The following is a 13,196-nucleotide window of genomic DNA, read 5'->3' as shown; positions in this document are numbered from 1 at the left end:
CCTATTTATTTAAATTAAGAATTTTCTTCAATGTCAAATACCCTGCAATATCTGAAATTTTGGTTTGAGGCAACCAACGAGCATGGAATTCATTCCCCGTTTATATATCGCTTTGTGACAAAGGGTCTTTATAGTAAACATAAATACAGTAAATCAAAATCACTGAATATTTTTTTTAAGTGCATAAAATACTTCAAACCAATAAGTGTAGGTTTTGATCAAGAAAATGAGTTATTAAGAAACAAAACAAGGGATCAATTCCCATCACTTTCTTTCAAAGAACCATTTGATATGATGTATTATGAGAGCGTGGTTGCAGATTCTCAAATTAAAGCTATGAAAGACTACGCCAAACAGCAGCCCAATGGAATAATTTACCTTAACAGTATTAAGAAAAATAAAGTTTCAACAGAATTTTGGAATAAATTACTACTAGAAGATTTTGTAAAAGTCAGTATAGACATGTATTTTGGTGGCCTTATTTTTTTTCATAAAACACAGGCTAAAGAACATTTTAAAATTCGAATCTAAACGCTTAACTTTAAGATAGACAATTTACACGCAATGAATGACAATATTTATTACATTTTAGCCGGGGTTGCCGTGGTGTATATTATCTTCTCTATTTTTAGCAAAAAGAGCACAAAGAGAAGAAAATCAAGGAAATTTATGGAAGGTTATGAACGAAAGGATAAAAAGAAATAATAGATCCCATGAGTTAATCCTCTATCACTAAGGAAGAGGTCTATATAAAGCCAATTCCCTACCTTGCGACTCAAAAGTTCCAAAAATAGCCTATGAAAATATATACAAAAACCGGGGACAAAGGTTCAACCTCACTTTTTGGGGGTACAAGAGTAACTAAACATCACATTCGCATTAATGCCTATGGTACTGTAGATGAACTAAATTCATGGCTGGGGCTCCTTAGAGATCAGAAAATAGATACACATTCCAGAGAAATGCTTATCACTACCCAGGATAAATTGTTTACCGTAGGTGCTATTTTGGCAACCGATCCGGAAAAAGCGCAATTAAAAAGCGGGAAGGAGCGCCTCAATATCCCTTTGCTAAGCATAACAGATGTTGAGCATCTGGAAAATGAAATAGATATGATGAATGAAACCTTGCCGCCGATGACCCACTTTATACTACCGGGTGGTCATACAAATGTGTCATACTGTCATATTGCACGTACTATTTGCAGAAGAGCTGAGCGAATGGTATCACTACTACATGAAAATGAGCCAGTTGATAGTATGGTACTCATTTACCTCAATCGCCTTTCTGACTATTTATTTGTATTGGCACGGAAGTTGTCATTTGACTTAAAGGCGGATGAAATTAAGTGGATTCCTGAGAAAAAAGGCTAATAATTACACTTTTTCTTCGTTATGAAATTATCAAAACCCTAAATTGTTGATAAAATAAGTGATTTTACTCAGATTATTCTTGGCATTCTGGGTTTAAAATTTATTTTTGCAAAAATTTTAAAATTAGACTTAGCCATGTATTGGACATTAGAACTAGCATCTTATTTAAGTGATGCACCCTGGCCTGCCACTAAAGACGAATTAATAGATTATGCTATCAGAACTGGTGCTCCTTTAGAAGTAGTAGAAAATTTACAATCTATGGAGGAAGAAGGTGGTGAGATCTACGAATCAATAGAAGAAATATGGCCGGATTACCCCACAGAAGAAGATTACCTCTGGAATGAGGATGAATATTAAAGAAGTTATCTAAAACCTATAAAAAGTCTCATTTGAGGCTTTTTTTTTATGTAATTTTGACAGGCTTAACGTAGTTTAAGGAGAAATATAAAATCTGGAATACCTTTTGCTTTAAAAAGGATATTACAATTCTATAGCATATTGCTCATTTTGAGACTTAGTTTATTGCAATTTAAGTTGTGAAGAGCATGCTATCAAAACATATGTAATTTATGAGTATTTTAAATTCAGTTATCAAGGCATTTGTAGGTGACAAGGCTAAGAAGGATGTTAAGGAACTACAACCGCTTTTAAAGGAGATCAATTCCTATGAGGCAGCGATAGAAGGCCTGGACCATAATGCACTGAGGGAAAAAACAAAAGAATTCAAGCTTACAATAAAAAAGGCATCTGAAGAACTTCAGAAACAGATTGATGTCCTGAAAGAAGAAGTAAAAGCCTCTCCGGATATTGATAGAAATGAGGAAATATATTCGGAAATTGATAAACTTGAAGAAGAGGTCTATAAGATTACGGAGAACACCTTAAATGAAATTCTTCCTGAAGCTTTTGCCGTAGTTAAAGAAACCGCGAAGCGATTTGTGAATAATAAGACCATTACGGTTGAGGCCACAGAATTTGACAGATTGTTATCTGGCTCCAAAGAATACGTAAGTCTTGATGGTGATAATGCGGTTTGGCAAAACTCATGGGATGCCGCAGGGAAGGAAGTTACCTGGGATATGGTTCACTATGATGTACAGTTAATTGGTGGTATTGCTTTGCATCGGGGAAAAATTGCAGAAATGCATACTGGTGAAGGTAAAACACTTGTTGCCACACTTCCAATGTACCTGAATGCTCTGGCAGGAAAAGGAGCCCATTTGGTTACAGTAAATGATTATCTGGCTAAAAGAGATAGTGCCTGGATGGCACCAATATTTGAATTTCATGGACTTTCAGTTGATTGTATAGACAAACATCAACCTAATTCCGAAGGGAGAAGAGCAGCATACAATGCGGATATTACCTATGGAACAAATAACGAATTTGGATTCGATTACCTTAGGGACAATATGGCTCATACCCCTGGTGACCTGGTCCAACGCCCGCATCATTATGCCATTGTGGATGAGGTAGATTCCGTACTTGTAGATGATGCCCGTACACCGTTGATCATTTCCGGGCCAGTACCGGAAGGAGATCGTCACGAATTTAATGAATTGAAACCCAAGGTATCAGATATCGTTCAAAAACAACGTCAGTATCTTACAGGAGTGCTGGCAGAGGCCAAAAAAGAGATTGCCGCCGGGAATACAAAGGAAGGTGGTTTTCTATTGCTTAGGGTGCACAGGGGTCTCCCTAAGAACAAAGCCCTTATTAAATTTCTAAGTGAAGAAGGAATAAAACAATTGCTCCAGAAAACAGAGAATTTCTATATGCAGGATAACAATAGGGAGATGCCTCAGGTTGATGCGGAATTGTTATTTGTTATTGATGAAAAGAATAATCAGATTGAACTAACGGATAAAGGCATCGAATACATTTCAGGAGATCAGCAAAAAGACTTTTTTGTGATGCCCGATATCGGGAGCGAAATTGCGAAGATTGAAAATCAAAGCCTCGAAATTGAGAAGGAAGCTGCAGCTAAGGAAGAATTGTTTAAAGATTTTGCCGTTAAGAGCGAACGTATCCATACCATGAGTCAATTGTTAAAAGCATATACCCTTTTTGAAAAAGATGTGGAGTATGTCGTTATAGACAACAAGGTAATGATTGTTGATGAGCAGACAGGTCGTATCATGGACGGACGCCGTTATTCAGACGGATTGCACCAGGCAATTGAAGCGAAAGAGAATGTAAAAATCGAAGCAATGACACAGACTTTTGCGACGGTTACTTTACAGAACTATTTCAGAATGTACAAAAAGCTTTCAGGTATGACCGGTACCGCAGTAACCGAAGCCGGTGAATTCTGGGAAATCTATAAATTAGATGTTATGGAGATCCCTACCAACAGACCTATTGCAAGGGATGACAGAAATGATCTGATCTATAAGACTAAAAGAGAAAAATACAACGCAATTATTGACGAGGTTACTCAGCTTTCTAAACAAAAAAGACCGGTACTTATTGGTACTACCTCGGTAGAAATATCAGAATTGCTTTCGCGAATGCTGGCTATAAGGAAAATTCCGCATAATGTTTTGAACGCAAAACTTCATAAAAAAGAAGCAGATATCGTGGCAGAAGCCGGAAATGCAGGGGTTGTAACTATTGCAACAAATATGGCGGGGCGAGGTACAGATATAAAACTATCAGACGAGGTTAAAAAAGCTGGTGGACTAGCCATTGTTGGAACGGAAAGACACGACTCCAGAAGGGTAGACAGACAGTTGAGAGGTCGTTCGGGCCGTCAGGGAGATCCCGGAAGTTCGCAATTCTATGTTTCATTGGAAGATAACCTAATGAGGCTTTTTGGCTCGGACCGCGTGGCAAAAATGATGGATAGAATGGGGCTTGAAGAAGGTGAAGTGATCCAGCATTCTATGATGACCAAATCTATTGAACGGGCACAGAAAAAAGTTGAAGAGAATAACTTTGGTATTCGTAAACGACTGTTGGAATATGATGATGTAATGAATGCCCAACGCGAAGTGGTTTATAAAAGAAGACGGCATGCGCTTCAGGGTGAACGACTTAAGGTAGATATTGCAAATATGGTGTATGATACCTGCGAAGTAATAGCTGATACCAACAAGGCTGCTAACGATTTTAAAAATTTCGAATTTGAACTCATCAAGTATTTTTCCATAACCTCTCCGGTGACAGAAGAAGAATTTGCCAAACAGAGTTTTCAGGAGATAGCAAATACCACCTATGCTGCCGCTTATGAGTATTACCAAAACAAAATGGAGCGCAGTGCCGCTACGGCATTCCCTGTGATTAAAAAGGTATACGAGGACAGCAGTAATAAATTTGAACGCATTGTAGTTCCATTTACAGATGGTATTAAATCACTGAATGTGGTTACCGATCTTAAGAAAGCTTACGATAGCAATGGAAAACAGTTGGTTACAGATTTTGAAAAAAACATCACCCTGGCCATAATTGATGATGCCTGGAAAACGCACCTGAGGAAAATGGACGAATTAAAGCAGTCTGTTCAGTTAGCTGTGCACGAACAAAAAGACCCTCTGTTGATTTATAAGTTTGAAGCTTTTGAGCTATTTAAAAGCATGATAGACAAGGTAAACAAAGAAGTTGTATCCTTCTTGTTCAAAGGGGAACTACCCTCAGCAGACACCAGTGAAATTCAGGAAGCCAGGAATGTGCGAAGACCAAAAGAAAAGCTGCAGACCACCAAGGAGGAAATTCCAAACAATGATGAATTAGCAGCCCGGAACAGAGCTATAGGTCAGAACCAGGGTGGCAGGGCGCCAATAACCGAAACCATTGTTCGGGAAAAACCAAAAATTGGCAGAAATGAAAGGGTTACTATAAAAAATGTGATGTCCGGCGAAAGTAAGACTGTTAAATTCAAACAGGCTGAGCCTCTTATAGACCGAGGGGAATGGGTATTGATTGAAGATTGACAAATTAATCACAAACAGTAAAAAGGTGTCCGCATACGGACACCTTTTTTTGTTCAAAAATGCCCTATCTTTAGGTATTAACCCTTTATTATTTTCTGATGAACACTACCAGACGTAAATTCCTGACCTCCTTAAGCATGCTAGCTGCCTCTTCTGTAATGCCAATTACACAGTTTGATTTTGGAATGAATGAAAAACTAAAAGTTGCACTTGTAGGCACGGGTATTCGAGGTATCACTTTTTGGGGAAAACGCCTTGTTGACGAGTATTCGGATATTCTTGAATTTGTAGGCTTGTGTGATATTAATCCGGGACGTCTTGCTTTTGGAAAGGAATATATCGGTGCCAATTGCTCCACGTTTGCAGATTTTGATATTATGATCCGCAACTCCAGACCCGATCTTGTAATAGTAACTACCAAAGATGCAACGCACCATGAATTTATTATTAAGGCTATGGATATGGGATGCGATGTTCTTACCGAAAAACCCTTAACCACAGATGAAATTAAATGTCAGGCCATTCTGGATATGGAAAAAAAATCAGGTAAAAACCTAATTGTAGGTTTTAACTACCGATGGAGCCCTTATAATACGAAAATAAAGCAGTTACTGGCTGAAAATACCATTGGCAAACTAACTTCAGTTGACTTTCATTGGTATCTGAACACCTACCATGGTGCCAGTTATTTCCGAAGATGGCACGGACAGATGGAAAGCAGCGGGTCTTTATGGGTACATAAGGCCACACATCATTTCGACCTTCTTAACTGGTGGATTAATTCGGAACCATCGGAAGTATTTGCGTTTGGTGATTTGGAGTTTTATGGTAAAAATGGACCTCTCAGAGGGGATAACTGCAGAAATTGTGATCATCAATCCAAATGTGATTTCTATTGGGACATTACTAAAAACAAGTTTTTAACTGATCTATACGCAAACAATGAGAAATACGATGGGTATATCAGGGATAACTGCCTTTTTAGAAATGAAATAGATATATATGATAAGATGTCGGCGCAGGTTAAATATCAAAATAATGTGCAATTAAATTATTCACTTACCACCTATTCACCGTTCGAAGGTTGGCGTGTTGCTTTTAACGGAACCGAAGGAAGAATGGAAGCATGGATGGACATTCCTTATTATAAAGAAATGAATATCGATCAGGCCGAGATGCACGACAAGGAAATGGAACAGAATAAAAATGAAACTGGCCATAATGAACCCATCATAGTACATAAATTGTGGAAGGATTTCGAAACTGTGGTGGTGGAAATGGAAAAAAGTGGTCATGGCGGAGGTGATAAACGTTTGCAAGATAAAATGTTTAGAAGTGCTGATTCTGATGACCCTTTTGGCCGGACGGCAGGAAGTAGAGACGGCGCAATGTCCGTACTTATAGGCATTGCAGCTAGAAAGAGCATTGAATCGGGTAGCGCTGTTAAAATCAAAGACCTAACTAATTTACAGCCTCAGGAGGTGCGTAACTAGCACACAATATACTGTCAATAATAAAATTATTATTTGTTGGTATAGCTGTTGAATATTAAATAAAACATATATAGCTTTACACTACGAGGGGAATTCGCTGCCCATTTAAGGTTGCGATTTTCCATATGTGGCACATCTGCATTAATGAAAATAATTTAAATCATGGAAAAAGCAGTCAAACATCAGCACCGTATACAGGACAAAATACGCCTGACCCTTAGGGTAAGCTATTTTGCTTCTATTTCCTCATTGGTTTTCGGTTTGATTTGTCTCTTTTTTCTTGATGTTTTTGAAATAGTTCCACATATATTTATTGCCTTTGGTGCATTAAGCATAATAAATAATCTGGCTTATGCTTCTCATCAAAATCTGACCCTTACCTATAACATACTATCTATCCTTGGCTTAGCTTCTGCTACGGCAATCACCATGTTAACAGGTGGCATAAACAGTCCGTTTATTTTTGTACTTGCAATTGTTGTATTTGCAGGATATGCTACAACACGCAATTATGGAAAAATATATCTGTACCTCACCATTCTAATTATTGCATTAATTTTTGTTCAGGAAATTTCAGATTTTTCGTTAACCCGGAATGTCATTCCTGAAGAGAGTCGGGACCTTTTTAGCTTTTTGAGCGTAATATTCTCCGTTTACCTTTTGGGCGGAGTTCTCGGTAAAAACCTCTTAAAAGCTCACCATAGACTTTATAAAACCAAGATGGAAATAGAAGAACGGATACATGAAAAAGACACACTACTGCAAGAGGTACATCACAGGGTTAAAAATAACCTGCAAACAGTATCCAGCCTTTTAAGCCTTCAATCAAGGGGTATTGAAGATGAAAAAGTAAAAAATCTGATAAAAAGCAGTCAGAATAGAGTCATCGCAATGGCGATGGTACATGAAATGCTATACATGCGCGAAGATTTGTCTAAAATAGACTATAAATCCTATGTAGAGGAATTAAGCGAATACCTTGTTAAATCAGTTAAGGGGGCCGATAGTAATGTTTCTGTTAACATTACTATTCCTCAAATTGAATTGGGCATAGATACGGCTATTCCACTTGGGCTCCTAATCAATGAGGCGCTCACAAATGCCCTTAAATATGGTATAAAAGGTAATGACCAGGGGGAAATCCATATTGAACTAAAGAAAATCGCCGACAAGGACTATGTGCTCAATATTGGAGATAATGGTGTAGGTTTTTCAGAAGAAGTGAATTTTAAAAATACCCGCTCGTTAGGCTTAAAATTAATTCATAACCTTACCCGTCAACTGAAGGGATCAATTATAAGGGATTTTTCTAAAAAAGGAACTAACTATATCATTAATTTTAAAGAAATAGGACAGAGCGATTTTCATCAGTCGGTAGCTTAAAGGATACATAATCCGAGACAGGTACTATGTGTTTATGGTACAAGGTATTCCCAATGTAAAAGACTACTACACAAAGCAATTTATAACTATATTTAGCCGACTAACTCAAAAATTGCCCTCATGAGGAATTCTTTTCTAATATGTTTTTTGCTTTTTAGTACCCTCCTGTTCAGCCAGGATTATTTTTTTAAAAAATTTCATCCTTTTAATAGTAACATCCCTTCTCCCGAAGAATTTTTAGGATATGAAATTGGAGAACGCCATACCAGGCATGATCTGATCGTGGCTTATTTAAATAAACTTGCAGAGCTTTCAGACAGGGCCTCTATTTACGAATATGGCCAAACACATGAAGGACGTAAATTGGTAATCTTAACCATAACTACCCCGGATAATTTAGCTAATCTTGAATCTATTAAGGAAAGGCACCTTGCATTTACCGATCCGGGTAAATCTACTTCTTCGGATGATTCACTTCCTGTTTTTATTAATTTGGGATATAATGTTCACGGTAATGAGCCTTCAAGTTCCGAAGCAGCCCTTTTGAGCGCTTATACCTTTGTAGCTTCAGAAAATCCCGAGATACTTAATTACCTGACCAATGCAGTAATCTTTATAGATCCGACTATCAATCCAGATGGCCGTGACAGGCATACACAGTGGGCTAATAGTTACCAGGGGAAGCCATTAGTGGCGGATCCGCAGGACGCGGAGCATAACGAATACTGGCCAGGCGGTAGGACCAATCATTACTGGTTTGACCTCAACAGAGACTGGCTTTTGGCAATAAACCCGGAAAGTCGTGGAAAACTCAAATGGTATCACGAGTGGTATCCTAATGTGGTGACGGATTTTCATGAAATGGGTTCGCAAAGCACCTATTTCTTTGAACCAATGAAGCCAAATGGATCACTAAACCCTATTATGCCAAAAAAAAACTATGAAGACCTCAATAATATATTCGGGAACTACTTTGCCAAGGCTTTGGATAGTATTGGTTCATTATATTTTACAAAAGAAGCTTTTGATGGCACCTATCCCGGTTACGGTTCGTCCTATCCGGATATTCAGGGTGGCCTGGGCCTTTTATTTGAACAAGCCAGCTCCAGGGGCCATAAACAGAAAACTGACTATGGAGAAATTACCTTTCCCTTTACCATCCGCAATCAATACGTTTCCAGCATTACCACGGTTAAAGCAGCAGTTGAGAACAAGAATTTTCTTCGATCATATCAAAAAGAGTTCTTTAAGACAGCCATGATGAATTCTGCAATAAAGGGAATACAAGGATACAGTTTTGGGGATAGTTACGACCAAAATCGGATAAAGGCATTTATTGACAAACTTCTAATCCACAAAATAAACGTTTATAAATATGGTAAAGAATCTTATGTTGTTCCTACATCCCAACCCCAGTACAGGATGGTTCAAACCATGTTTGAAACATATAAAAAGTACCGTGACAGTGTTTTCTACGATGCTTCGGCCTGGTCTGTCGCAAATTTCTACAATATCAATTACAGGGGACTTAGGAGGGTTAACCTGGGAGAACAAATAAGCTCAACTGCCGATCTTATAAATGTCGATCCAGTTCAGAAATCTGATTATGCCTATATAATTGATTGGGATGATTACAATGCGCCGGCAGTTTTAAATTTTCTTCAATCCAAAGAATTGGTACTTTCTTCTGCCTTTAAACCATTTACAACAAAGCTTGATAATACCAGCAAGTCTTTTAATTATGGAGCCTTAGTACTTCCCGTAAGCCTTCAAAAGAAAGATTCGGATGAGGTATATAAATGGGTGCTTGAGGCACAAGAAAAATACCAGGTTCCTATTTATGGGATGGCCACTGGTTACAACAGCGGGGGAATTGATCTGGGCAGCAGGAATATTCGCCCGTTAACCAAACCCAAAGCTGCAATGCTCATAGGAGGTGGAACCCGCTCATATGAAGCCGGAGAGGTTTGGCATTTATTGGATACCCGGGTAAATATGCCAATTACTAAAATACCTATCAGGAATTACGATGAGGTAAAGCTCGACGAGTATAATACACTGGTAATGATTTCAGGTGAATATAAGTTTACAGAAGAGCAGCAAGCGAAACTTTCAGACTGGGTTAAAAAAGGGAATACCCTGATTACTATAGGAACAGCCTCCGAATGGGTCATCGATAAGAAAATAGTAAAAGAGAAGCTTGTAAAATCTGAGATAGATTCTACGAAAGCAGTATTTAGAAAACCTTATGTGGATGCTAGTGAAAACCTGGGTAAAGAAAGTATTGGAGGGGTTATATTAAAGGTTGATCTGGATATTACACACCCGCTGGCTTTTGGTTATAGAGATACAGACATCCCGGTTTATAAGAATAATAATGTATGGCTTTCAGCAAGTAGAAATGAGTATTCCACTGTAGCAAGGTATTCCAGAAATGCCCTAATAGACGGATATATCAGCAAGAAGAACAGCGAAGAATTCTTAAAATCCTCAGCTTCACTTATTGTTAGCCCTTTAGACGAAGGCCGAGTAATTTTATTTGCTGATAATCCTAACTTCAGGGGATCGTGGTACGGAACAAATCGTCTGTTCCTCAATGCCTTGTTTTTAGGTGATAAAATTGAAGTACCTAAAAAAGAAGACTAGTATGAACAAAAAAAAATATTCCTTTTTAATCCTCATCTTATTTTCAAATCTTTTAATATTTGCGCAGAATAGCAAGGGCGATGGACCATTTTCTCAACTCATTATCAGAGGTGTCACTTTAATAAACGGCAACGGGGCTCCACCACTTGGTCCGGTAGATATTGAAGTTGTAAATAATCGTATTAAGGACATTAAAGTTGTTGGTTATCCCGGGGTAGCTATAAAAGATTCAGACCGTCCGCAATTAAAACAGGGTGGCAAAGAACTGAATTGCGAAGGGATGTATTTGCTTCCGGGCTTTGTGGATATGCATGGGCATATTGGAGGAAAAGCTCAGGGCGCAGAACCCGATTATGTTTTTAAGCTCTGGATGGCTCATGGAATTACCACCGTAAGGGAACCAAGCGGACGAGGCATAGACTTTACAATAGACTTGAAAAGAAAAAGTGCCAAAAATGAAATTGTAGCACCGCGAATTTTGGCGTATACAGGTTTTGGTCAGGGTAGTGATGCATCAATCACTACTCCTGAAATGGCGCGTGAATGGGTACGGAACAATGTAAAAAAAGGGGCTGATGGCATTAAGTTATTTGGATCACCTCCCGAAATTATGACGGCGGCTTTAGATGAAAACAAAAAATTAGGCCTGCGATCTGCTTGTCATCATGCTCAACTCAATGTTGCCAGATGGAATGTCCTACATTCGGCAAGGGCAGGTTTAACAAGTATGGAGCACTGGTATGGACTACCGGAAGCCCTTTTTGAAGACCGCACAGTACAGGATTACCCTCTGAATTATAATTATAACAATGAACAGCACCGCTTTGAAGAGGCAGGTAAGCTTTGGCAACAGGCTGCAAAACCCTATTCAGAGCATTGGAATAAAGTTATGGACGAGCTTATCTCCTTAGATTTTACCCTGGATCCAACCTTTAATATTTATGAAGCAAGTCGTGATCTGCACAGGGCACGACGCGCGGAATGGCATGAAGACTATACCCTGCCATCTTTGTGGGATTTCTACCAACCTAGTAAAATCAGCCATGGCTCCTATTGGCATTATTGGGGAACAGAACAGGAAGTAGCATGGAAGGAGAATTACAAGCTCTGGATGACGTTTGTAAACGAATATAAGAATAGAGGTGGCAGAGTTACTACGGGTTCAGATTCGGGCTTTATCTTTCAGCTTTATGGTTTCGCCTATATCCGGGAAATGGAGTTGCTGCGGGAAGCCGGGTTTCACCCTTTAGAAATTATTCGTTCAGCGACCCTGAACGGAGCAGAGGCCCTGGGCATGGATGATCAAATAGGCACCGTTACCGTTGGCAAACTGGCAGATTTTGTTATTGTATCCGAAAATCCACTTCAAAATCTGAAAGTATTATATGGTACTGGAGCCATAAAACTTACCGAAGATAATGAAGTTGTACGGGTTGGCGGAGTAAAATACACCATAAAGGATGGTATAATCTACGATGCCAAAGCACTTCTTAAAGAAGTTAAACAGATGGTAGACGCAGAGAAAGATCGCCTGAATTATCAGATTAAACAACCCGGTATTCAGGAATAAGAGTCGTCTTGATCTAACCTTGCTTTACTTGAGCTTATAAAGTGTGAACTTATCTTCGTCCTGTGTGTACTTTAATAGGTCTTAAAACACCTTTTGTTTTTGGAAAAACAATGACATAACTCATTAAAAGTGCAACGGGTAATAATAGAATAAATAGTATCATAAGATTGGGATTAGGCTAATTTGGGTTTGTTTTTTTTCGTAGAAAAAGCTAACGCTCTCTTTACTCTTGTATTCTTGAATTTGTATAAGCGCGTAACAGCGTCTTTTTTTGCTGCCTCAATTTGCCCACTATTGTGAGAAATAGAAAGGCTACTATCCAAAACAATATCCATTTGTAATGTTTCAACTTTACCATAGTCTGTAGTTTTTTGGGCCAGAGCGGCTGCTCCGAATAAAAGTATAAGTACTAAGGTTAAAAAGGCTTTCATGTTATTAGATTTGGGTACAATAAAATAACTACAGAAAGTGATATCCTTAGGGTATTAATCGCTGAAAGCACCTTATTTTTCGGTACTTGGAAAAAATTACGATAAAGTGATAATTATTTCGGATATAAAGATTCATGGCCCAAAACCCTTAATCGGTATTTTGGGTTTTTTGGCGGTGATTCCTAAGGGATTATACGAGATTTCTCACACTCACTTTGTTCGGTTCGAAATGACAGATGTAGCTTAAATCAGCTTATTAGAAACCGACCTGGTCATTTCGACATAAGTTGCGAAGCAACGATTGAGAAATCCAGACTGCATTTAGGTGTCATTGAAAGCACCTAAATTGAGATTTCTCATACTCA

At 38.5% G+C, this 13,196-nt stretch carries 10 protein-coding genes; 9 read left to right on the top strand and 1 reads right to left on the bottom strand.

Annotation, left to right across the window (positions count from 1 at the left end):
* Window positions 1-30: 30 nt before the first annotated feature.
* The 9 genes from Q0X89_RS08110 to Q0X89_RS08070 all read left to right on the top strand — a co-directional run bounded on the left by Q0X89_RS08110 (window position 31) and on the right by Q0X89_RS08070 (window position 12,400).
* A complete protein-coding gene (locus Q0X89_RS08110) occupies window positions 31-531 on the top strand; it encodes a hypothetical protein (RefSeq protein WP_297692967.1) in 501 nt (166 codons plus the stop codon).
* A 33-nt stretch (window positions 532-564) separates the two neighbouring features.
* On the top strand, window positions 565-705 hold the full coding sequence (locus tag Q0X89_RS08105; protein WP_297692965.1) for a hypothetical protein: 141 nt from the start codon (window positions 565-567) through the stop codon (window positions 703-705).
* A 92-nt stretch (window positions 706-797) separates the two neighbouring features.
* Window positions 798-1,373, top strand: a complete 576-nt coding sequence (locus Q0X89_RS08100; RefSeq protein ID WP_297692963.1) for a cob(I)yrinic acid a,c-diamide adenosyltransferase — start codon at window positions 798-800, stop codon at window positions 1,371-1,373.
* Window positions 1,374-1,508: 135 nt separating this feature from the next.
* Window positions 1,509-1,733: a DUF2795 domain-containing protein gene (locus Q0X89_RS08095; protein ID WP_013551418.1), complete on the top strand. Its 225-nt coding sequence runs from the start codon at window positions 1,509-1,511 to the stop codon at window positions 1,731-1,733.
* 212 nt (window positions 1,734-1,945) lie between these two features.
* Window positions 1,946-5,308, top strand: coding sequence for a preprotein translocase subunit SecA (gene secA / locus Q0X89_RS08090; protein WP_297692939.1), 3,363 nt, complete (start codon window positions 1,946-1,948; stop codon window positions 5,306-5,308).
* Window positions 5,309-5,406: 98 nt separating this feature from the next.
* Window positions 5,407-6,801: a Gfo/Idh/MocA family oxidoreductase gene (locus Q0X89_RS08085; protein WP_297692937.1), complete on the top strand. Its 1,395-nt coding sequence runs from the start codon at window positions 5,407-5,409 to the stop codon at window positions 6,799-6,801.
* 162 nt (window positions 6,802-6,963) lie between these two features.
* Window positions 6,964-8,184: a sensor histidine kinase gene (locus tag Q0X89_RS08080; protein ID WP_297692935.1), complete on the top strand. Its 1,221-nt coding sequence runs from the start codon at window positions 6,964-6,966 to the stop codon at window positions 8,182-8,184.
* A gap of 120 nt (window positions 8,185-8,304) precedes the next feature.
* The gene (locus Q0X89_RS08075; protein ID WP_297692933.1) at window positions 8,305-10,830 is read left to right on the top strand and encodes a M14 family zinc carboxypeptidase; all 2,526 of its coding nucleotides are present in this window, start codon (window positions 8,305-8,307) and stop codon (window positions 10,828-10,830) included.
* A 1-nt stretch (window position 10,831) separates the two neighbouring features.
* A complete protein-coding gene (locus tag Q0X89_RS08070; RefSeq protein WP_297692931.1) occupies window positions 10,832-12,400 on the top strand; it encodes an amidohydrolase family protein in 1,569 nt (522 codons plus the stop codon).
* A gap of 173 nt (window positions 12,401-12,573) precedes the next feature.
* Here the strand turns inward: Q0X89_RS08070 and Q0X89_RS08065 are convergent, their stop codons facing one another.
* Entirely contained in the window at window positions 12,574-12,831 is a 258-nt protein-coding gene (locus tag Q0X89_RS08065) for a hypothetical protein (protein WP_297692929.1), read from the bottom strand.
* Between the last annotated feature and the right edge of the window lie 365 nt (window positions 12,832-13,196).

Source organism: uncultured Eudoraea sp. (assembly GCF_947258525.1).
Lineage (GTDB): Bacteria > Bacteroidota > Bacteroidia > Flavobacteriales > Flavobacteriaceae > Eudoraea.
Note: the sequence above shows the minus strand (reverse complement) of the source record. Positions and strands in the feature narration are given on the sequence as shown.

Coding starts and splice junctions, on each gene's coding strand:
- Q0X89_RS08070 (WP_297692931.1), top strand. CDS start 10,832: ATGAACAAAAAAAAATATTCCTTTTTAATCCTCATCTTATTTTCAAAT.
- Q0X89_RS08065 (WP_297692929.1), bottom strand. CDS start 12,831: ATGAAAGCCTTTTTAACCTTAGTACTTATACTTTTATTCGGAGCAGCC.
- Q0X89_RS08095 (WP_013551418.1), top strand. CDS start 1,509: ATGTATTGGACATTAGAACTAGCATCTTATTTAAGTGATGCACCCTGG.
- Q0X89_RS08110 (WP_297692967.1), top strand. CDS start 31: ATGTCAAATACCCTGCAATATCTGAAATTTTGGTTTGAGGCAACCAAC.
- Q0X89_RS08100 (WP_297692963.1), top strand. CDS start 798: ATGAAAATATATACAAAAACCGGGGACAAAGGTTCAACCTCACTTTTT.
- Q0X89_RS08075 (WP_297692933.1), top strand. CDS start 8,305: ATGAGGAATTCTTTTCTAATATGTTTTTTGCTTTTTAGTACCCTCCTG.
- secA (WP_297692939.1), top strand. CDS start 1,946: ATGAGTATTTTAAATTCAGTTATCAAGGCATTTGTAGGTGACAAGGCT.
- Q0X89_RS08080 (WP_297692935.1), top strand. CDS start 6,964: ATGGAAAAAGCAGTCAAACATCAGCACCGTATACAGGACAAAATACGC.
- Q0X89_RS08085 (WP_297692937.1), top strand. CDS start 5,407: ATGAACACTACCAGACGTAAATTCCTGACCTCCTTAAGCATGCTAGCT.
- Q0X89_RS08105 (WP_297692965.1), top strand. CDS start 565: ATGAATGACAATATTTATTACATTTTAGCCGGGGTTGCCGTGGTGTAT.